This is a genomic window from Flavobacterium sp. CECT 9288, assembly GCF_918731615.1.
Lineage (GTDB): Bacteria > Bacteroidota > Bacteroidia > Flavobacteriales > Flavobacteriaceae > Flavobacterium.
Map to the genome: position 1 here is coordinate 2,307,836 of NZ_OU957226.1, position 19,863 is coordinate 2,327,698.

A 19,863-nucleotide genomic window follows, 5' to 3' on the forward strand; every position below is an offset into this window, starting at 1 on the left:
GAGCTTATCCGGCTATCCGCTTTATCTTTTTTGAGGCCAAAAAAAGGCCTCAAAAAAGGATATCGCTCCTATCCGGGCTAAAAAACACACAAAATGAAAAAAGAAAATCAAAAGGCATCTACACGAAAAAAAGATTCCAAATGGATCAAAAAAATCAAGCAGCACGTCTACTCGTGGCACCGAACTTTGGCCATTATTACAATTATTCCCGTTATCTTTTGGACACTTTCAGGAATCATGCATCCGTTTATGGCGCATTTTTTTAAACCCGAAATCGCCAATCAAGAACTTCCACAAACCATCATCAAGCCGGGTCAATTGCCAATGACGTTGAAAGAGGTTTTACAAAAAAACCAACTCAAAACGTTCAAAAACTTTCGCCTAGTCAGCCTGAACGATAAAACCTTTTATCAAGTAAAAACCGAATCAGGAGCCCTACTCTATTTTGACGCAGCCACGGCTCAAAAACTTGAAAACGGTGATCAAAAATACGCTGAAGTTCTGGCGCGTTACTTTTTACAAGACAGTACCAGCAGCATTTCAAACAGCAAAGTCCTCACTGAATTTACAACGCAATACAAATACGTCAACCGCTATTTACCCGTTTACCAATTGAGTTTTGATCGTGACGATGAAATGCATGTTTATGTAGAAACCGCCTCAAGCAAACTAGCCACTTTCAACCCGAAATCACGTCAAATTTTTATTTGGTTCTTCGATACCTTTCACAATTGGTCGTTTATTGATGTAATTTCTAATAACAGTTTGCGCATTATAATCATGATTTTACTTTTGTCTGTGATCACCTTTTCAGCAATAAGCGGACTTTTGATTTATGGGCTTTTCTGGAAACAATTCAAAAAAAGTGATGCGCTTGCTCCCAAAAAAGGCATCCGCCGTTACCACCGACAAATTGGGATTTGGATTTCACTGTTTACTTTAACCTTTGCTTTTAGCGGTGCTTATCACGCCACTACCAAATGGGACCCGTACACGCTTTCGCAAATGGTATACGAACCTAGCTTTAAAACCGAAGCACTTACAACTTCGCTTACTGATTTAAAATTAGATTGGAATCGGTTTGAAAATGCAAGTATAGTTGCATTTCAAGACAGTTTGTACTACCGTTGTCAATTGCTTCCTAAGCAAGTAACAAAGAGCAACACGGCTATCAGCGCACCTGAATCAAAATGGGCAAAGAAAGACAAACAACCACTAGAAATTGTTTACATCAACGAACAAACCAATCGCATCACACCTAATCTGGATGTGAAATATGCTGAATTTTTAGCCCATTATTTTACAGATGGCGCACCAAAAGCCGCTTGTTGCGAAATGATCCCTGAAACTGATGAACCTGAAACTTCTTTACAAAACGCAAAATTGGTTGAAACTAAAATTATTACTGAGTTTGAAAGTCGGGAATACGGCTTTGTGAACAAGCGCCTTCCTGTGGTGAAACTTGCTTATGACACGCCTGAAAATACTACTTATTTTATAGAAACAGCCACCTCAAGATTAGCCGCAAAAGTAGAAAACGCAGACAAAAGAGAAGGTTATTCTTTTGCTATTCTACACAAATTTTTATTTTTAGATTGGGCAGGTAAAAATGTGCGTGATGCAGCAATGGTTTTGGCCGCACTTGCAATTTTAATCGTGAGTGTTTTAGGATTGATTTTGTTCCTTAAGAAAAAATAAAAGCCAAAAAAAAGCGTCATAAACAAGAGTTCATGACGCTTTACTTTTTTGTAGCAATAATTATTTCATCAATTGTTGTAAAGGTTTTAATTGAGCCATATCAATATTTGATTGTTGTAACACACTTATCATGTTCATAACACCCGTAGGATTCATGTCATCACCTGTCACACGTACTACAGCAAAACCATTTTCATTTTTATTGGCAAAAAAAATAAACTCTTCAATATGCTCATCAGTACCCACAAAACTTACTGAAGCTCCTTCTTTACCTGAGCCAAATTTCATCAATTGCTGGTACTTTTTATCTTTTAAAATGGCATTTACTTTTGCGCGTTCCGATTCAAATTCAGCTTTATTAGTCGCATTAGCGTTAAAAGCTAAGATGTTCATTTTATCAAAAGATTGTAAAGCCTCGGTTTGAGCTACAGATAACTTAGCCTTGTCTACATTCAATATTTCGGAAGAAACATCTAAGGCAATAAAATTTTTATCTTCTGAATGTTCTACAAAATATTTTTGCAAAGACTGCTCGTTGTTGCAACTTACCAAAAATAAAGCCAGTAGTGCGGGAATTCCGTATCGTAGTTTCATCTTACTTTTTACCTTTACTTGCTTTTTTCAAATCGTCGCCACCCGGAATACGCATTTTTTCGGTCAACACTGAAATTTCATTCAAATCAAAGTCCCCAGTCAATGACATTAAAACAGTATCTTCATTTTTTGCTCCTTCAATAAACATCAACAACTCACGTATCTGTGTATCTCCAACACCTGATTTTACAAGGATTTTTACGTTTCTACCATTATCATTTACTCGCATTAACTCTTCTAAACCCGCGGTTTTAATGTACTTATCAGCTGCTAGTTTCATTTCGCCTTCTACGCGAGTACTTTTGGTTGTGAAAACCCTCAAGTTGTCTAATTTTTTAATTAAAGCTAAGTATTGCTGCATTTCTTTATCGGATGCATCCATCTTTACTTTACTCATTAAGTCAAACATTTTTTTGTTGACAATAAATGACTTGACTTCTACTTGACCGTCAAATTTGTCAAATGCTGTTTGTGCAAACAGTGAATTTGTAGCCAAAAAAAGCGCCAGTGTTACCACAATTTTTGTAAATGTCTTTTGAATAGTGCTAAAAGCTTTTGTGTTCGTTGTGCTCAATGGCACCTTTTGATTGATTGATTTCATGATATAAATGGTAATTAATGATTAAATGTGAACTGAAAAAAGCTAGCGTTTTTTTAACTGCCTTGTTTTCTTACTGGTTTTTTAAATACTTTATTTTTTGCAATTTGATACTCCTCTAGATATAGTACACTTTCTATGCCAACATTAATATTATTCGATAATAAAGACAAGGCTTTTTGTGTAGCTTCAAACGCAACTTTGGGATCCTCATAGGTTCCTAAATCTGACTGTGGTGGCGCAGTATCAGTATTTAAAAAAGCATAGCTTCCTACTCCTACAGCAACGACCATAGAAGCTGCAATGGAAAGCCATAATACAGGCCTTTTTTGTTCATAAAAAGGAACAATACGGGTAAACTGCTCTTTTTTTGACTGATCAAGACCCTTAAAAAAATGTTGGTATTGTATTAAATGTTGTGCAACATCGCTTGAGGAAAAATAAATACGTAATTCATTCTCTTCTTTAATACTTGTTACTCCTTCAAAGTATTTTTCTAAAAGTGTCTCAATTTTATTGATTTCCATGGGTGTGTGTCTTTATAATGTATTCCCTAATTATTTTTCGCGCTCTGGAAAGAGAGACTCTAACGGCGCTTTCATTCATTTGTAACAATGCTGCTATTTCTTCAAACTCGTATTGCTCTACATCGCGTAATTGAACAATCATACGTTGCTGTTCAGGCAATTGAGCTAAACAAGTATCAACCCATTTAAGACTATCTTGATCTTCTAATTTTTTTTCAAGACTTGGTGCAGTATCTACATAATTAGAATGAACTAATGATTCATTATTAGCTCGTTTTGATTTCAGTTGATCCAAACAAAAATTCTTAGTCATGGTCAATGCAAATGCCTCAACGCTACCGTACTTATTTAAAGAATCATTTTTTGACCACAACTTAGTCAGAACCTCTTGCGTTGCATCTTCGGCCTCCTCTGTACTAATTAATAAGCGCTTGGCTAACCTAAAGACTTTGTCCTTAAATGGAGAGATCAAGACTACAAATTCGCTTTGGTTCATACACGTTTTACTAACAACTTATAGATACAAGACGATTGAAAAGTTATTTTGTAACATAAATTATTAAATTAAAACTAAAGTTAGTATTTTTACGTTAATAAGGATATAAACCAAACCTATGAAGACCTACTTTAAAATTCCCCTACTATTACTCATTACACTTTTTGTGCTACAAGGCTGTCAAGACAATGACGATGTAGCAGCTCCAGCTACACTTGAAATACAAGATTTTGTTTGGAAAGGCATGAATCAATACTACCTATGGACAGATGAAGTTGCTAATTTAGATGAAACAAGATTTGCTGATCAAGCAAGTTTAAACAACTTCTTGAAAGATTTTGATTCTCCTGAAAATTTATTTGCAGCTCTACGTGTAGACGCTAACAAAGACAGATTCAGTTGGATTGTTGATGATTATTTAGAACTAGAAGGACAATTTCAAGGAACTACTAACAATAACGGAGTTGAGTTTGGTCTAAGCAGAAAATCAACTGGCTCATCAGAAATTTTCGGATTTGTGCGCTATATTATTCCTGGTTCTAATGCAGCTACTAAGGATATTAAAAGAGGAGATGTTTTTACAGCAGTGAATGGAACGCCACTTACAGTAAGTAATTATCAGTCTCTACTTTTTGGATCTAATAATGATTATACGCTTAACATGGCTGATATATCGGGAGGTGCATTTGTACCCAATGGCAAAAATATAGCCCTGACAAAAACAGTCTTAACCGAAAATCCTATTCTAGTGAATAAAGTAATAACTTCAGGATCTCATAAAATAGGATATTTAATGTACAACGCTTTTACAGCAAATTTTGATACCAAATTAAATGAAGCTTTTGGTACGTTAAAAGCACAAGGTATTACAGAACTGGTGTTAGATTTACGTTACAACGGCGGAGGATCTGTGCAAACAGCAACACGTTTAGCTAGTATGATTACGGGACAGTTTACGGGTAAGGTATTTGCAAAACAACAATGGAATAAAGAAATCAATGATTACTTTGAGTCAGAGAATCCTGATGCTTTATATAATTATTTTACTAATAAAATAGATAATGCCGCTATTAATAGTTTAAACTTAACCAAAGTTTATATTCTTACAAGTAATAGCTCAGCATCTGCAAGCGAACTAGTAGTCAACGGATTAGAACCACACATCAACGTGATTCAAATAGGTGATGTTACCGTTGGAAAAAATGTAGGTTCAGTAACACTGTACGATTCTCCAGGTTTTGGACCCGATAATAGAAATCCAAAACACAGATATGCCATGCAACCTATTGTATTAAAAATAGTTAATTCGGTTGGTTTTGGAGATTATCAAAATGGTTTACAGCCAGATTTTCCTCAAAAAGAAAATGTAAGTACCATGGGCGTTTTAGGAGATGTTAATGAGCCTTTATTGAAAACTGCAATTGCAAAAATTACAGGAACAGGTCGCGTAAGTCCTCAAAAACAAAGAGCTGATTATGAAGACTTCAGTAGCTCACAAGCCGTAAACGGATTGAACCAAATGTATATTGAAAAAGCTCCCGAAGGATTGCTAAAAGCATTAGAATAAAAAATTTAAAACTTAATTTTTGCCGCAAATTTAAAGATTCAACCCTTTGAATTTGTGGCATTTTTTTTATTTACCTTAAAGATGATTGCTTAACAATCTTTTATGTAAAATAATTAAAAAGCAGGCAATAATTAGTGGTTTTTGTAAGTTTATATAGATTAACTTATAAAACTGAAAACCAATGAAGAAAGCTATTCCATTCTTTTTAGCTTGCGCTACTTTTGTATCGCTAGCATTTGTAAAACCAAGTGTAGAGAACAACAAACAAATTCATGTAGTTATTGATGCTGGGCATGGCGGCTCTGATTTTGGTGCCAGATCAATTACTAGTTCTGAAAAGCAAATTGTAGAAAAAATAACTCAGAAAATTAAATTCTTAAATAAAAATGAAAATGTAATTATTCATTTTACTCGAAATGATGATCAATTTGTATCCCTCTCCAACCGTGCAGATTTCATCAATAAAATTAAACCCAACTTAGTTATATCCTTACACGTAAACCAAAGTCGTAATGAATCAAAATCAGGAATGGAGTTTTATGTGGCTAATGAGTCATTAGTTAATGATGAATCAATTGAAATCGCTAATGAATTGCGTACTAAATTTTTAAAAAATAATGCAGTAGCTCCATCAGAAATTAAAAAAGCTCCATTTTTTATTTTAAAAAAATCAGTGGCACCTGCAGTACTCATTGAACTAGGCTACCTTTCAAATTCATCTGACAGAGCCTACCTGACTGATGATAAGAAACAAGATCAAATTGCTACTACAATCCTATCATTTGTAGCTGATTTAAAATAAAACAAATTGTAACAAAAAAGCGAGACATTCATTGCTGAGTCTCGCTTTTTTATCCAATGTAACAACCAATCTTGTCTTTTAAAATAAGAAATTCAATCCTATTTTAAAGTTTCTTCCACGTGTAGCGTAACCTCTGGACTCTACAAAATCCTTGTCCAAAATATTATCAACAGCCCCAAAAAGATTAAGACGGTTTTTAATCAACTCATATCTAATATTAGTGTTTACTAATTGATAATCTTTAAGAAAATCAACATTTAAAACGGGATCAAATGTAGGAGCAGGATAAGTCGTAAATTCTAAGTAACGAGTTGATACAAATTGATATGAAAAATTTAAAGCCAACTTAGCTGTTGCTTGAATATCTACATTAGCATTTACTTTGTGTTTTGGATTTAAAATACGTGATTGTCTTTCAAGTTCTGTAAAAGTATAATTTGCATTGAACTTGATTTTATCCGTAAAGGCATAAGCAAACATAGTTTCAAATCCTTGTACCTTATTTTTTCCTATAACATTAAAATATTTATAAGTAACCAAGTCAAATCCTATGGCATCTGTCTCTTCCCTTTGAAAACCTACTGCATTAATCACCCATTTTTTATTCAATGCACTCCAATCAAAACCAAACTCAGCGGTGGCATCGTTCTCAGGTGTCAAATTTAAGTCTCCGTACGGTGAATACAATTGATACAAACTAGGTGCAACAAATGCTGTGCTGTAGGAAGCCAGCAATTTAAAATTACTAGTAAGATTAAAAGATGGATTAATATTGTAAACCAAATGATTGCCGTACTTACTATGCATATTGTAACGTAATCCCGCATTTAAGTTTAGTCCGAAATCCGAATTATAAACTGCTGTAGCATAAGGATCAATCATGTTAAACTTTGCAACATCAGTAGTAATGGCGTCATATTGACTTGTATTTGACATTTCATGAAACTGAAATTGTGCTCCTGTTACCAAAAACAACTGTGAAGAGAACTCGTATTTATTAAACGCATCTACATTTACACTTCTTGATTTAGCCAAAAACAGAGAGTTAAAGCTAAAAATATCTCTTTCAATTACATTTCCTGCAGCATTTACAACAAACTCCCCTTTAGTGTATTTGTATTTTGGCGTAAAACCAGCTCTAAATTGTCTAGAGGCACTGTAATTTTTGAGATCATCAGCAAAAGAACCTGAATCAAAATCATTTTTTAATTTGTCATAATTGGCAAAAAAATCAACGGAAAAACGTTCAGTAGGATTGATCCCTATTTTAATCACGGAGTTAATTCTTGAAAAAGCGTCATTTTCAAATTCAGTATTCGAATTGGCTGGTTTAGCCTCTGAAATTCCGGTGGTTTCAGTACTGTTTAGCGAGGCAAAATAGTTTACTTTTTTTCCGCCACCATTAACAACAAATCCTTGACTAAAATCTTGTACATTATAATTTGGATTTTTTGCAGTGGTTTGCGTACCCATATTCACGTAAGCATTACCCGCAATAGCTTTTTTAGCTGCTTTTTTTAAGGTAATATTTATCACTCCTGTTGCAGCTCCTGATCCATAAAGGGTACTTGATGCCCCTTTCATGATTTCAATGCTTTCAATTTGCTCAATGGGTAAAAGTCTTAAATCATAAGATAAGCTAATCCCTGAAGCATCTGTAACTGGTACACCATCAATTAATATTAAAACTTGATGATTTCTTCCGCCGCGAATGTAAAGCCCTAAATCTTTACCGTTCCGGCTTTGATTGCCATTGATTTCAACACCTGCCACAGTACTAAGCACCGCTGCCAGTGATTGTCCTGACTTCTGTTTTAAGTCATTTGCAGTAATTTTTACAATAACTTTTCCTGATTTTTCTTTGGATAAAGCAAATTTTGAATCAGATACAACTACCTCATTCAATAGTTCTGGCTCTTGTTCTTGTGCATACGAATTCATAGCAAAAAACAACGCAATCGCACTCATGCGAATGATCTTTTTTTTCATTTTAATAATGTAAAATTTAGTAAATGGGAGAAAAGCATAGAATGACCCATACCCAAACTTTTTTTCCCGAAAGTTTGATACTCTGTGCAATAGGCAGGTCTCCTGGCTCGCGTCTTGATGTTGACCTTCTCATCCGCCGCGGCGGACAATGGTATTGTAGATAACATCAATCTTTATAGCTTACAGTTGCGGGTACAGCGCTAGATTTTTGAAGATGATTTTTCTTGTAGTAGTTTCATATTTACAATTTATGAAAAAACTTAAAAAAAAACTTTTCAATCACTATCTTCCCTTTTAATGTAATTTGAAAATAATCAAATCACAACCTCATTACGCCGGCAAAGATAAAATTATAATGAGAAAATCACCAAAAAAAATGATAATTTTATAAAGTAAGACGTACAACAGCGCCAAAATCTACTTTACTCTGAAAAGCATCTTGTAAGGGCAGGTTAGAAACTGCACACAAAAAGCTCCTAATAACTCCACCATGTGCCACAATAACAATGGGTTTTGTGGTAGCGGAATCCAGTGCATTTTCCATGAAATCCAATACTCTGTTGTGGAGGTTTAAAAACGACTCGCCGTTTGGTACAGGGACGTTGACAAAATCAGTCATCCATGGGGTAAAAACATCAGGTGGAATACTGTCCCAATTTTTCAACTCCCAATCGCCAAAATTCATTTCCATCAAGCGCTCATCCAGCGTCACATTTGCAATAGCGAAATTATTTTGAATGTACTTTGCTAGAATGGTACAACGCTGTAAAGGACTTGAATAAAGTAGGGCATCTTGCGGCAATTGCTTTAAAATAGCATCAAAAACTGCTTCATAAGGCGTCGCAATTTCAACATCAGATTGGCCATAGCAAATTCCTTTTTCGCAAACGGTCTCGGTATGTCTAACTAAATAAATTTCCATAATGCACTAATTGAAAGATAAAAAATAACTTCACAAACTTGTTGTGTGGCTCCTAGACAATCTCCGGTGTAACCGTCAATCCATTTTTGAAAATAACGGGCTAGAAAAAATCGAGTAAGAGATATTGGTACTAGAACCAAGAGAAATGCTATTTGATAAAAAGACATCACAACCAGTGGAAGCAATCCAAAAAATGCTGCTCCTATAACCTCTTTACTTGAGAAACTTTGTGCAATGGGCTTGCTTTTACTAGAAGCATCCTCACGAGAATATTCATGTGTAAAAACAATCGATATTGCAGCAAATCTACTAAGAGCATGTCCTGTTATAAAAACTAAAAAAAAAGTAAATAATGCATGGTAGTTTGTAAATAGCGATTCACTTTTGACTAAAGTTACTAGGCTCATAAACTTTAGCAAAAAAAGTAACACTAAACCAATAGCGCCATAAGCACCAATAGCACTATCTTTCATAATGGTCAAAATCTTAGTTTTGGTCCAACCACCGCCAAATCCGTCGCAAACATCTGCAAAACCATCTTCATGAAAAGCACCAGTAATCAATATACTTGCAATCATCGAAAGGACAATACCAGTCTCAGCATTCCATAACCAAGAGGCCGCAGCATAGACTCCAAAAGCCACAGCACCCACAATCCAACCAATTAAAGGAAAATATCGGGATGCCTTGTTTAAATAATCAGGGTTATGATCGATATTTTTAGGACACGGAATACGGGTATAAAACATCAATGCTGTAAAAAATATGTGAGCTTCTTTTTTCATTTTTTATGCTTTGGCTAAGCCAAATTTATAATGTTAATTTGTGTTTTTGGAGTCTACTTGAGCCGATTCAAAACTGGCCATATCGTTTAAAAAAGCAACTGCCGATTCCAAAATGGGAAAAGCCAAAGCACAACCCGTTCCCTCTCCCAAACGTAAATCAAGTTGCAACACTGAACGAACATTTAAAAAATCAAGGATTTTTTGGTGTGCTTGCTCTGCTGAGGAGTGGCAAAAAATAGCATTTTCTAAAACCAATTTGTTTTTAGTGTAAGCCACTAAAAAAGCTACTGAACTTATGAATCCATCTACAAGAATGAGCATGTTTTCTATTTTTGCTTGTAGCATTCCGCCTGCTATTTGCATGATTTCGAATCCTCCAAAATAAGCAAGCAAACTATCTACATCTTGTGGACCATTATAATTTTCCCTGCATTTTTCCAGAATTGTAATTTTATGTTGCAGTTGGGTATCATTTATCCCTGTCCCTTTACCCACACATTCAGAAACCGGCAGTTTCATCAAAACACTCATCAAAAGAGAAGCAGTAGCGGTGTTCCCAATTCCCATTTCGCCAAAACCAATACAATTTGAGCCTTTTTTTGCAATTGCAGCCACAACATCACTCCCTTTTTTAAAACATAGTTCTAGTTCTGTTGCACTCATTGCAGGTCCTTGTAAAAAAGACTGAGTACCCATTGCTATTTTGTTTGAAATCAGCTTTGTGTTAGTAGGAAAATCATAATTTACGCCAGCATCTACAATAGACAGTTCAATGTTGTGCTGCTTGCAAAATACATTAATTGCTGCTCCACCCGCTAAAAAATTAGTCACCATTTGTCTTGTAACATCTTGAGGATACGCGCTAACTCCATGATTTGCAATGCCATGATCTGCAGCAAAAACTACTATATTAGGGTTTCGTATTTGGGGTTCAAGAGATTGAAAAACTGTGCCAATTTGCAAAGCCAGTTTTTCTAAGATACCCAATGAACCCGTAGGCTTAGTCTTAGTATCTATTTTTTCTTGAAGTTGTTTGGCTAGCTTTTCATTTTCAAAATTTGTGGATTGCCATGACTTAGTTTCAGATTTAAAATGATGTAAAACTGAAATTTCTTCAACCAAAGGAGTTTTTGATTTCTGTTTCCAATTGAGTAATTGCAACATGGGCTGATTTTCATAATTTGTTGCTGGTTTGCCAACACAAAAATATCCCAAAGGCTCCATGTGTTCTGGTAATCCTAGAATGGTTTTGAATTGGTGGTAGTTTAATATCGACACCCATCCCATGGAATATCCTTGCTCTGTTAGCGAAAGCCAAATGTTTTGAGCTGCACACACGGCACTAAACTTTATAGACTCATTACTTCCTACTGTACCTATTGTAAAATTATTGAGTACAGATCTGTCATAAGCTATTACTAATCCCACGGGAGCCTCCTCAATAGCTTCTAGTTTTAAGGCTTTGTAAGTTTCTTTTTGGGATTCATCATCGGTTAGGTTAATAGCTTTTTTATCGTATTCTAAAAACAATTCTTTAATTGCATGCTTGATTTGGGGAGACTTAATCAAGAAATATTTAGTCGCATCAGTGAGTCCTACAGATGGTGCGTAATGACCCGCCTGCAAGGCTTTTTGAAGAACTTCGTCTGGAACTTCATCGTTGGTAAAATGACGTGTATCTCTGCGAGATTGTATAATTTCTTCTAGGTAAGTCATTTTTCTTTTTAAATTTGAATTGGATATTTTTTTCTATTAATTTTCGAAAAAAAAACTATAAATTGATTCTATAAACTTTAGCTTTTATTGCCAAACTACAAAACAATATGAATCATAAGTTACCGTTGTATACTCTGGGAGATTTATAGGACTTTCAAATAATGGGCAATTTAGCACTAGAGTATGAAACTCACCATTCTCTCCGCAAGGATCAACTCCAATACCTATTAATTCCTGGGCCAAGTCAAGTGTCAATATTTTTCCTAAATAGTTTTCTCCCATGTGGGTATTACAAGACACAATCATGGTTACTATACCGTTTGCAATCATATCTCGCACCAGCTGCATTCGGTTTTGTTGCCACAAAGGCAAAATAGCTTGTAAAGAAGCAGCAGCACAAACCTTTTCTTCCCAGTCCTTGTGAGCCTGCAAATCAATATCACCAAATACGGCAGCTTGTAAATCGTATTTTGATTTTAAGTCCTTTAATACGTGTATAAATTTACTTTCATAATCACCCCAAGTAGCAGGAATTCCGCATAATGGGAGACTCATTTTTTGAGCTTGCTGTTCTAAAATAGACAACGGCAAACCGTGAGAACGAGAAACTTTTCCGCTTTCATTCATCATGTTGAGAACTACTTTGGGCGTATTTCCTGCTTGAACAGCATTCATCATGGCATAACAACTGTCTTTCCCTCCACTCCATGAGGTTACAAAATTCATATACTGGTTTTTATTGTTACTGGAATTCCAGATACCATCAACACAACGGTATCAGCCGTTTTAGCAATATACTGATTCATCCATCCTTGTAACTCCGTGAATTTTCTACCCACAGCGGTATCAGCATGCAGTCCCATTCCTATTTCGTTTGTAACTATGATAATGGTAGTGTTTTGTTGTTTTGCAAGAGCATCAATTTCAGCTTTTGCTTGTTCCAGACACTGAGAAACATCATTTTTAGTATCCACAAAAAAATTAGTTAACCAGAGCGTGACACAGTCAATAACGGCTACTTTACCTGTGAAATCAATTTCACTTAAGAACTTTTCTTTTTCAATATTGATCCAGCGTCCGTCTCGGTCTTTTTGATGCCTATCTATTCGTTCTTGAAAATTAGCATCCCATTTTCTAGCAGTTGCTACATATATAGGATTGCTGGAACGTTCTTTGGCTAAACTTTCAGCATAACTGCTCTTTCCTGACCGTTCACCACCCGTTATTAAATATATCATTCTTTGTTTTTTTCTTTACAAAATTCTATTCTCTACTTTCAAATGGAAAATCAGTAATTTATCCCAAACCTTTTTTACTTCAATCTAACTTTTTGACAGTCAATGTTTTTACTGATACTTTTTCACTACGATTATCTTTGTGAAATTGCAAACTACTCTCTAGGCAAGAAGGGCACATACAATCTTTTTTAACATCTGATACATGTACCAATGGAAAACCATAGCACCAGCAATTGGCACAACTGTTTTGAACCTGACACAAAAAAGGCAATCCACAATTTGAACAACTTTTATTTGCTAGCATATTCATGATGTAAATATAGTATTTGTTCATTTTTTTACCGCTAAAAATAAACAAGAAATTTTATAATTTTAATTTACCTTTGCGTCAAGCGAAAAATTAAGCCATGAGAATTTCCATACAGCGCACCCTTTTTATTGTGATGATTTCAATTTTTATTGGATGTAATAAAAAAGAAAATACCACTGCAACTGATTCCACCACTGCTGCAAACAGCATTGAATACGCCTCAGGACTGGCAATACATAAATACGAAGGATTCTCTAAAGTTACGGTGTCAAATCCTTGGCCCGAAGCCAAAAAAAAATTCACCTACATCTTACGAGAAAAAAATAGCATTGTACCTGATAGTTTAAAGAAACATCCGGCAATACAAGTACCTTTACAATCTATTGTTGTAACCTCAACAACAATAATTCCGTTCCTAGAAATGCTCCAAGTAGAACAAAAACTCACTGGTTTTCCACATACCAATTATATATCATCTGCTAAAACCAGAAAGCGTATTGATGCTGGATTAGTTAAAAATTTAGGTCAAAACGAAAAATTAAACGTAGAACAACTCATTGAATTAGAGCCAAATTTAATTGTAAGCTTTGGTATAAACAACAACAATCCTACTCTTGATAATTTACAAAAAAGCGGCCTTAAAGTGCTTATTCAAGCCGACTGGATGGAGCAAACACCACTAGGAAAAGCAGAATGGTTGAAATTGTACGGCGCCTTATTTGGAAAAGAAAAAGAAGCCAAAATCATCTTTGACACCATAGTAAAAAACTACAAGGAAGCACAACAACTCGTAGCTCAAAAAAAATCAACCTCAACAGTTTTATATGGTTCTATGTACCAAGAACAATGGTATGTAGCAAGAGGAAACAGCTGGGTAGCGCAGTTCATGATGGATGCAAAAGCAAATTATTTATGGGCCGACATTAAAGGTACAGGAAGTTTAAGTCTACCTTTTGAAAAAATTTTAGAAAAAGCAAGAACTGCTAAATACTGGATTGCAACAGGCTCTTTTAACAGTAACAATGAGTTTAAAAACAGCAACCCGCATTACAATCAATTTGACGCCTTAAAAGCTAAAAATGTATACACTTTTGAAAGTAAAGTGGGACCAACTGGAGGAACTGTCTACTACGAATTAGCAACAAGCCGTCCTGATTTAGTTTTAAAAGATTACATTAAAATATTTCATCCAGAATTATTACCAAATTATACTTTTACTTTTGCCGAAAAATTAAAGTAATAAGAACTAAATCTATACTTGAAATTTTACATTTAAAAAATTAAAGGATTTTTATTCTAAAAAATAAGCGTTGGATACACACAAACGAAATACCATTTTATTCTTTTTTTTTGCAACTGTACTCGTACTACTGTTTTTTATGAACATTAGTTTTGGATCCATATCCATTCCGTTTAAGGATGTGGCTACGAGTCTAACGGGAGGTCAAGCTAGTAAAGCAACATGGGAATATATCATCATGAATTATCGCTTGCCAAAGGCAATAACTGCTATTCTTGCAGGTATAGGATTGTCTATAAGTGGCTTATTAATGCAAACCTTGTTTAGAAATCCTCTAGCAGGGCCTTATGTATTGGGTTTAAGCTCAGGTGCCAGTTTGGGAGTAGCGTTTGTAATTCTGGGCGCAGGAATACTTCCTTCTTTCTTAACTCCTTTTTTACTTTCGGCGTACGGCGTAGTTATTGCTTCTACAATAGGAAGTGCATTAGTCTTACTTGCGGTTTTATTTGTTTCACAAAAACTAAGAGATACCATGGCCATACTCATTGTAGGGCTTATGTTTGGGAGTTTTACCAGTGCCATTGTTGGAGTATTATCATACATGAGTACCGCGGAGCAACTACAAAAATTTACTTTTTGGTCTATGGGCAGTTTGGGTAATTTATCTTGGACATCCGTATTTGTGCTGGCTGTTTGTGTAATTGTAGGACTTTTTTTAAGTGTGGTAAGCATAAAACCATTGAATGCTTTATTACTTGGCGAAAATTATGCCCGCAGTTTAGGCTTAAATTATCAAAAATCAAGATTGATCATTATTGTTGCCACTAGTATTTTGGCTGGTAGTATTACCGCATTTGCTGGACCAATAGCATTTGTAGGACTTGCTGTGCCACATGTAGCCAAGTTGATTTTTCAAACAAGCAATCATACTATACTATTTTGGAGTACTTTAATTTTTGGAGGTATAATAATGCTTATTTGTGATTTACTTTCAGAGATTCCAAGCTTGAATCTTAGTTTACCCATAAATGCCATCACGTCCATTATTGGGGCGCCCATGGTGATTTGGCTTATGGTTCGAAAACAAAAAATGATAGGCTAATGGAACACGCAATACTACTGGAAACATCAAAAATTAGCATTGGTTACTACCATAAAAAAGAATCCACTGTGGTTGCCGCTGATGTTTCAATTACATTAAAAACAGGCAAGCTCATTGCACTTATAGGTTCAAATGGAATAGGGAAATCAACTTTATTAAAAACCATTACAGGCATACAAAAACCTCTATCTGGAGAAGTTTTATTGCTTCATAAAAATGTTTCTTCCTATAATTCTTTGGCTTTGGCCAAAAATTTAAGCATTGTACTTACTGAAAAGCTTCCGCCAAGCAATTTAACGGTTTATGAGCTAATTGCCTTAGGACGTCAACCGTACACCAACTGGATAGGTAAATTATCTGCTGAGGATAGTGACAAAATCAATCAAGCCATGCAATTAACTCAAATTTCTCATTTGGCTGATAAAAAGCATTATGAAATAAGTGACGGGCAATTGCAAAAAGTATTGATTGCAAGAGCATTAGCACAAGATACCCCACTAATCATTCTGGATGAACCCACCACTCACTTGGATTTACTGCATAAAGTAGCGCTGTTAAAATTGCTAAAAAAACTAACCCATGAAACTGGTAAATGCATCTTGTTCTCTACCCATGATATTGATATGGCTATACAAATGAGCGACGAAATGATTATTATGACTCCTGGAAATGTAGTACAAGATGAACCCTGTAACTTGATTAAAAAAGGTAGTTTTAATACCCTTTTTAAAGACGAACATATTGTTTTTGATGCTGAAAAAGGGAAGTTTGTGATTACAGGTTAAACGCATAACTTGAAATAAAAAATAAATTTCAATGCATTTTTAGGTGTATTTGATGCTTTTTTTGAAACATATAAGGAATTTAAGTTTTGTTTTAAAATGCGTGTGTACATGTGTATGAGTGTAAAAGTTCATGCTAGGAAATAAAATCAACTTAAAAAGATTGTTGCTTCTTTCATAATAATTAGTAATTTTTTTGAACCATATAAGACATATAAGCTCATATTAGTTTTGTTTTAAAATAAATTCCAGAAAAAATTAAATCACAAAGATTCACAAAGATTCACAAAGATTCACAAAGAAGTCACAAAGAAGTCACAAAGTACGTAAACAATTAACCCAGCGCAATCTGTCTTTTAGCCTCTCCTACTACAAAAGCAACTGAATTAGCAATATTAAAACTACGAATTAAGGGTGACATTGGAATTTTAAGTTGATTTTCTTTGGCAAACAAATCTAATACTTCTTGGCTCAAGCCCACACTTTCTTTACCAAAAACCAACCAATCACCGTCTTGAAATTCGATATTCAAATAAGAATGGGCTGCGTGTGAACTCATTAGAAAAACTCTTGAGGTATCTGGAATTACTTTCATCCACTCTGCGACATTTTGGTATTCCGTAACATCAAGATGCACCCAATAATCTAGTCCGGATCGTTTGAGGTTTTTATCATTGATAACAAACCCAAATGGGTGAATGAGGTGCAAGCGACTTTCGGTACCCACACACAATCGGCCAATATTTCCAGTATTATTTGGAATTTCAGGTTCTACTAAAACGATGTTTAACATTTTATACTTTATTAAAAGATTTAAAATTAAAAGATTTAAAATTAAAAGATTTAAAAAACTAGTACGACCTTTTAAATTTCTATTTGAAAATTTTCTACTTCTATAACTTCTCCTGCTTGTAAATCGTTGAGACGTACATTGCCAACTCGAACACGAACCAAGCGTAAGGTAGGAAATCCAACAGCTGCAGTCATTTTTCGTACTTGACGAAATTTACCCTCATTTACAATAATTGAAGCCCAAGTTGTAGGTCCGTGTCTTTCATCCCTTATTTTTTTTCCGCGTGGGCCAAAATTAGGTATTTCATTCAAAATAAAGGCTTGACAAGGCTTGGTTTTATATTTAGTTCCATTGAAACCAATTTCAACTCCCTCTTTTATTTCATCAATAGCTTGCTGCGTAATTACACCATCTACTTGTACATAGTATTCTTTATCGACTTTCTTACTCCTAATTGCTTCACTCTCTTTACCGTCGGTTGTCAAGAGCAATAACCCTTCTGAATCTTCATCTAATCTACCTATAGCCATAGTGCCATCTGGAAAATTGTAGAGTTCACCCAACAAGCGTTTTTTTCGTTTGAGTTCATAAATAAACTGACTTAAAAAGCCATAAGGCTTGTGAATGATGAAATGGCGGTGCATGAATTAAAATCTTTTTTGGCAAATATAGTGGGTTATTCCATTTTTATGAAAGAGATTTCTTTTTTGAGCTATAAAAAGCTACATTTTTTAATTTATTCGCACTATTAAAAAATATAAATTTAACGAATTGATCATTATTTAACAAAATATTAGTTAAATTAGCAAAAACATTTATTAAATCTATAGGCAAGATTATCATCATTACATAAAAAAACAGGTATTTATACCTGCTTTTAGACCGCTTATTTCACTTAGATTTGTTCTGTAAAACAGAAATTAAAATATATTTAATAAAAATAAAGTTACAAAAATTACTTTTAATAAAATTAATGTAAATATTTAAAAAAATAAATATGGAGGGAACTATAGGAGAAATTCGTCTATTCGCAGCAACATTTGCACCTAAAAATTGGTCGTATTGTGATGGGTCACTTATTCAAATAAGAAGCAATACTGCTCTCTTTTCTATTTTAGGAACTAATTATGGTGGTGATGGGCAAAACACATTTGCTTTACCAGATCTTAAAGGGCGTACCGCTTTAGGGGCAGGACAAGGACCTGATCTGTCTTATTATGCCTTAGGTCAAAAATCAGGTTTTAATAGTGTCTCACTAAACAACAATCAGCTTGCTCCTCATACACACACTTGTATAAGTAATGTTACAATTCCTGCTTATTCAGATGAGGGAAATTCTAATTCTCCAAGTGGAAATGTTTTAGCGGCAAAATCTGCCATGTATAGTACAGTTGCGGGAGATACCTCAATGAAAGCAGCTCCATTTAATGTGGTAGTTAGTGCAACTGGAAATAACCATCCACTACCTATTAATCAACCATCAATTGGTTTGAATTATATTATTTGCCTATATGGAATGTTTCCTTCTCGCCAGTAGTAAACACATACAAATACATCATAAACTTTAAAACATTATTATGGAAGGAACTATAGGAGAAATCCGCATTTTTGGTGGTAATTTCGCACCATTATATTGGTCATTTTGTAATGGCAGCACATTAAGTATTTCAGAAAATGAAGCGCTATATTCTCTAATTGGCACTACTTATGGGGGAGACGGAGTACAAACATTTAAGGTTCCTGATCTTCGCAGCCGCATTCCAGTAGGTACGGGTCAAGGGCCTGGTCTACCACAAATGATTTTGGGTGAAGTTGGGGGTTCAGAAACTGCTGTAATGTCCAGTAATCAAATGCCCGCACACTCTCATTTTGGAACAGGTAGCATTTCAATTCCAGCTTACAGTCAATCAGATAGTGTGGGTTCTCCAACCAATGCCGAATTAGCTGGTTTAACAGGAGCGTACTCCACCGAGACAGCAGATACCAGTTTAAAACCCGAAACTTCAACTGTAAATTTGGCTGCTGCTGGTCAGGGTATGCCATTTAGTATTATACAACCTTATACAGCTGCAAATTATATTATTTGCGTTGAGGGTATTTATCCAACTAGAAACTAACCTTAAAAATATTAATCATGGAAGGAACAATGTCAGAAATTCGCTTATTTGCTCCCAATTTCGAGCCTAAATATTGGGCGTTTTGTGCAGGACAAATACTTGCAATAAATACCAACCAAGCTCTATTTAGTCTTTTAGGAACAACCTACGGCGGTAATGGTGTACAAACATTTGCACTGCCTGATTTACGCGGTCGAGTTCCAATGGGTACAGGCGTAGGAACTGTCGATCAATATCAATTGGGTGAAATTTCAGGGGCTAATAATGTAACTGCAACTCTTGCAAACTTGCCATCGCATACACATGCAGGAACCGGTTCTTACTCCATTTTAGCTTATTCAGACGAGGGAGATAACGGATCTCCGACAGGAAATAGTTTGGCGGCTTTAGCAGGTCTTTATTCTACAAAAACACCTGATACTTCTTTAAGACCTATAAATGCATCAATTACCATCGGTATAAATGGAGGCAATCAGCCAATACCTGTTCAGCAGCCGTATTTAGGGATGAATTATATAATATGCCTGATGGGAATTTTTCCTTCAAGAAACTAATTTTATATACCCATTGGATGTTTCCAATAGGTT

Annotated in this window: 21 protein-coding genes and 1 riboswitch; of the genes, 9 read left to right on the plus strand and 12 right to left on the minus strand. The window is 35.0% G+C overall.

The window, feature by feature from the left end; translation table 11 throughout:
- Positions 1 to 93 precede the first annotated feature (93 nt).
- A complete protein-coding gene (locus LQ189_RS10220; RefSeq protein ID WP_230156437.1) occupies positions 94 to 1,698 on the plus strand; it encodes a PepSY-associated TM helix domain-containing protein in 1,605 nt (534 codons plus the stop codon).
- A 60-nt stretch (positions 1,699 to 1,758) separates the two neighbouring features.
- Here LQ189_RS10220 and LQ189_RS10225 read toward each other — a convergent pair whose 3' ends face one another.
- The 4 genes from LQ189_RS10225 to LQ189_RS10240 are packed head-to-tail and all read right to left on the minus strand — an operon-like array spanning position 1,759 to position 3,913.
- Entirely contained in the window at positions 1,759 to 2,292 is a 534-nt protein-coding gene (locus tag LQ189_RS10225; protein ID WP_230156439.1) for a DUF4252 domain-containing protein, read from the minus strand.
- Between the two features lies 1 nt (position 2,293).
- On the minus strand, positions 2,294 to 2,893 hold the full coding sequence (locus LQ189_RS10230) for a DUF4252 domain-containing protein (RefSeq protein ID WP_230156441.1): 600 nt from the start codon (positions 2,891 to 2,893) through the stop codon (positions 2,294 to 2,296).
- Between the two features lie 53 nt (positions 2,894 to 2,946).
- The gene (locus tag LQ189_RS10235) at positions 2,947 to 3,417 is read right to left on the minus strand and encodes a hypothetical protein (RefSeq protein ID WP_230156443.1); all 471 of its coding nucleotides are present in this window, start codon (positions 3,415 to 3,417) and stop codon (positions 2,947 to 2,949) included.
- The gene (locus LQ189_RS10240; protein ID WP_230156445.1) at positions 3,404 to 3,913 is read right to left on the minus strand and encodes an RNA polymerase sigma factor; all 510 of its coding nucleotides are present in this window, start codon (positions 3,911 to 3,913) and stop codon (positions 3,404 to 3,406) included. Before LQ189_RS10240 ends, LQ189_RS10235 begins: the two co-directional genes overlap by 14 nt.
- A gap of 118 nt (positions 3,914 to 4,031) precedes the next feature.
- Between LQ189_RS10240 and LQ189_RS10245 the strand changes: the two genes are divergently transcribed.
- Together LQ189_RS10245 and LQ189_RS10250 are read left to right on the plus strand one after the other, a co-directional pair.
- The gene (locus LQ189_RS10245; protein ID WP_230156447.1) at positions 4,032 to 5,480 is read left to right on the plus strand and encodes a S41 family peptidase; all 1,449 of its coding nucleotides are present in this window, start codon (positions 4,032 to 4,034) and stop codon (positions 5,478 to 5,480) included.
- A gap of 181 nt (positions 5,481 to 5,661) precedes the next feature.
- Positions 5,662 to 6,282 carry an N-acetylmuramoyl-L-alanine amidase gene (locus LQ189_RS10250; protein WP_230156454.1) on the plus strand — a complete coding sequence of 207 codons (621 nt, stop codon included), beginning with the start codon at positions 5,662 to 5,664 and terminating at the stop codon, positions 6,280 to 6,282.
- 78 nt (positions 6,283 to 6,360) lie between these two features.
- Here the strand turns inward: LQ189_RS10250 and LQ189_RS10255 are convergent, their stop codons facing one another.
- The 6 genes from LQ189_RS10255 to cobU form a co-directional block, all read right to left on the minus strand.
- Complete coding sequence (locus LQ189_RS10255) at positions 6,361 to 8,271, minus strand: TonB-dependent siderophore receptor (protein ID WP_230156456.1); 1,911 nt, start codon at positions 8,269 to 8,271, stop codon at positions 6,361 to 6,363.
- Positions 8,272 to 8,345: 74 nt separating this feature from the next.
- Positions 8,346 to 8,616, minus strand: a riboswitch (cobalamin riboswitch).
- Positions 8,617 to 8,656: 40 nt separating this feature from the next.
- The gene (gene cobC / locus LQ189_RS10260; RefSeq protein ID WP_230156458.1) at positions 8,657 to 9,193 is read right to left on the minus strand and encodes an alpha-ribazole phosphatase; all 537 of its coding nucleotides are present in this window, start codon (positions 9,191 to 9,193) and stop codon (positions 8,657 to 8,659) included.
- Positions 9,178 to 9,978, minus strand: coding sequence for an adenosylcobinamide-GDP ribazoletransferase (locus tag LQ189_RS10265; RefSeq protein WP_230156460.1), 801 nt, complete (start codon positions 9,976 to 9,978; stop codon positions 9,178 to 9,180). Before LQ189_RS10265 ends, cobC begins: the two co-directional genes overlap by 16 nt.
- A gap of 33 nt (positions 9,979 to 10,011) precedes the next feature.
- Positions 10,012 to 11,694, minus strand: coding sequence for a nicotinate-nucleotide--dimethylbenzimidazole phosphoribosyltransferase (cobT, locus tag LQ189_RS10270; RefSeq protein WP_230156462.1), 1,683 nt, complete (start codon positions 11,692 to 11,694; stop codon positions 10,012 to 10,014).
- Between the two features lie 84 nt (positions 11,695 to 11,778).
- Positions 11,779 to 12,420: a diphthine--ammonia ligase gene (locus LQ189_RS10275; protein WP_230156464.1), complete on the minus strand. Its 642-nt coding sequence runs from the start codon at positions 12,418 to 12,420 to the stop codon at positions 11,779 to 11,781.
- Positions 12,417 to 12,932 carry a bifunctional adenosylcobinamide kinase/adenosylcobinamide-phosphate guanylyltransferase gene (gene cobU, locus LQ189_RS10280; RefSeq protein ID WP_230156466.1) on the minus strand — a complete coding sequence of 172 codons (516 nt, stop codon included), beginning with the start codon at positions 12,930 to 12,932 and terminating at the stop codon, positions 12,417 to 12,419. The genes LQ189_RS10275 and cobU overlap by 4 nt, the downstream gene beginning before the upstream one ends.
- A 407-nt stretch (positions 12,933 to 13,339) precedes the next feature.
- Between cobU and LQ189_RS10285 the strand changes: the two genes are divergently transcribed.
- From LQ189_RS10285 to LQ189_RS10295, 3 genes are all read left to right on the plus strand, one after another.
- Positions 13,340 to 14,482: an ABC transporter substrate-binding protein gene (locus LQ189_RS10285; protein ID WP_230156472.1), complete on the plus strand. Its 1,143-nt coding sequence runs from the start codon at positions 13,340 to 13,342 to the stop codon at positions 14,480 to 14,482.
- Positions 14,483 to 14,552: 70 nt separating this feature from the next.
- Positions 14,553 to 15,584 carry an iron ABC transporter permease gene (locus tag LQ189_RS10290; protein ID WP_230156474.1) on the plus strand — a complete coding sequence of 344 codons (1,032 nt, stop codon included), beginning with the start codon at positions 14,553 to 14,555 and terminating at the stop codon, positions 15,582 to 15,584.
- Positions 15,584 to 16,369: an ABC transporter ATP-binding protein gene (locus tag LQ189_RS10295; protein WP_230156476.1), complete on the plus strand. Its 786-nt coding sequence runs from the start codon at positions 15,584 to 15,586 to the stop codon at positions 16,367 to 16,369. Before LQ189_RS10290 ends, LQ189_RS10295 begins: the two co-directional genes overlap by 1 nt.
- Before the next feature lie 331 nt (positions 16,370 to 16,700).
- Here LQ189_RS10295 and LQ189_RS10300 read toward each other — a convergent pair whose 3' ends face one another.
- Positions 16,701 to 17,159, minus strand: a complete 459-nt coding sequence (locus LQ189_RS10300) for a tRNA (cytidine(34)-2'-O)-methyltransferase (protein WP_230156478.1) — start codon at positions 17,157 to 17,159, stop codon at positions 16,701 to 16,703.
- Between the two features lie 71 nt (positions 17,160 to 17,230).
- Positions 17,231 to 17,803, minus strand: coding sequence for a pseudouridine synthase (locus LQ189_RS10305; protein ID WP_230156480.1), 573 nt, complete (start codon positions 17,801 to 17,803; stop codon positions 17,231 to 17,233).
- Positions 17,804 to 18,156: 353 nt separating this feature from the next.
- Between LQ189_RS10305 and LQ189_RS10310 the strand changes: the two genes are divergently transcribed.
- From LQ189_RS10310 to LQ189_RS10320, 3 genes are read left to right on the plus strand one after another with little or no spacing between them, the layout of a single operon-like run.
- Entirely contained in the window at positions 18,157 to 18,696 is a 540-nt protein-coding gene (locus tag LQ189_RS10310) for a phage tail protein (RefSeq protein ID WP_230156482.1), read from the plus strand.
- A gap of 40 nt (positions 18,697 to 18,736) precedes the next feature.
- Positions 18,737 to 19,276 (plus strand): phage tail protein, encoded by a 540-nt coding sequence (locus LQ189_RS10315; RefSeq protein ID WP_230156490.1) that lies wholly within the window; start codon positions 18,737 to 18,739, stop codon positions 19,274 to 19,276.
- A 17-nt stretch (positions 19,277 to 19,293) separates the two neighbouring features.
- Entirely contained in the window at positions 19,294 to 19,830 is a 537-nt protein-coding gene (locus LQ189_RS10320; protein ID WP_230156499.1) for a phage tail protein, read from the plus strand.
- The last annotated feature ends 33 nt before the right edge of the window (positions 19,831 to 19,863 follow it).

Bases quoted from the DNA above. Each gene is read 5' to 3' on its own strand.
- LQ189_RS10255 (WP_230156456.1), bottom strand. From the start codon at position 8,271: ATGAAAAAAAAGATCATTCGCATGAGTGCGATTGCGTTGTTTTTTGCT.
- LQ189_RS10225 (WP_230156439.1), bottom strand. From the start codon at position 2,292: ATGAAACTACGATACGGAATTCCCGCACTACTGGCTTTATTTTTGGTA.
- LQ189_RS10315 (WP_230156490.1), top strand. From the start codon at position 18,737: ATGGAAGGAACTATAGGAGAAATCCGCATTTTTGGTGGTAATTTCGCA.
- LQ189_RS10230 (WP_230156441.1), bottom strand. From the start codon at position 2,893: ATGAAATCAATCAATCAAAAGGTGCCATTGAGCACAACGAACACAAAA.
- cobT (WP_230156462.1), bottom strand. From the start codon at position 11,694: ATGACTTACCTAGAAGAAATTATACAATCTCGCAGAGATACACGTCAT.
- LQ189_RS10265 (WP_230156460.1), bottom strand. From the start codon at position 9,978: ATGAAAAAAGAAGCTCACATATTTTTTACAGCATTGATGTTTTATACC.
- LQ189_RS10245 (WP_230156447.1), top strand. From the start codon at position 4,032: ATGAAGACCTACTTTAAAATTCCCCTACTATTACTCATTACACTTTTT.
- LQ189_RS10305 (WP_230156480.1), bottom strand. From the start codon at position 17,803: ATGCACCGCCATTTCATCATTCACAAGCCTTATGGCTTTTTAAGTCAG.
- LQ189_RS10310 (WP_230156482.1), top strand. From the start codon at position 18,157: ATGGAGGGAACTATAGGAGAAATTCGTCTATTCGCAGCAACATTTGCA.
- LQ189_RS10220 (WP_230156437.1), top strand. From the start codon at position 94: ATGAAAAAAGAAAATCAAAAGGCATCTACACGAAAAAAAGATTCCAAA.
- LQ189_RS10275 (WP_230156464.1), bottom strand. From the start codon at position 12,420: ATGAATTTTGTAACCTCATGGAGTGGAGGGAAAGACAGTTGTTATGCC.
- LQ189_RS10250 (WP_230156454.1), top strand. From the start codon at position 5,662: ATGAAGAAAGCTATTCCATTCTTTTTAGCTTGCGCTACTTTTGTATCG.
- LQ189_RS10300 (WP_230156478.1), bottom strand. From the start codon at position 17,159: ATGTTAAACATCGTTTTAGTAGAACCTGAAATTCCAAATAATACTGGA.
- LQ189_RS10235 (WP_230156443.1), bottom strand. From the start codon at position 3,417: ATGGAAATCAATAAAATTGAGACACTTTTAGAAAAATACTTTGAAGGA.
- cobU (WP_230156466.1), bottom strand. From the start codon at position 12,932: ATGATATATTTAATAACGGGTGGTGAACGGTCAGGAAAGAGCAGTTAT.
- cobC (WP_230156458.1), bottom strand. From the start codon at position 9,193: ATGGAAATTTATTTAGTTAGACATACCGAGACCGTTTGCGAAAAAGGA.
- LQ189_RS10295 (WP_230156476.1), top strand. From the start codon at position 15,584: ATGGAACACGCAATACTACTGGAAACATCAAAAATTAGCATTGGTTAC.
- LQ189_RS10240 (WP_230156445.1), bottom strand. From the start codon at position 3,913: ATGAACCAAAGCGAATTTGTAGTCTTGATCTCTCCATTTAAGGACAAA.
- LQ189_RS10320 (WP_230156499.1), top strand. From the start codon at position 19,294: ATGGAAGGAACAATGTCAGAAATTCGCTTATTTGCTCCCAATTTCGAG.
- LQ189_RS10285 (WP_230156472.1), top strand. From the start codon at position 13,340: ATGAGAATTTCCATACAGCGCACCCTTTTTATTGTGATGATTTCAATT.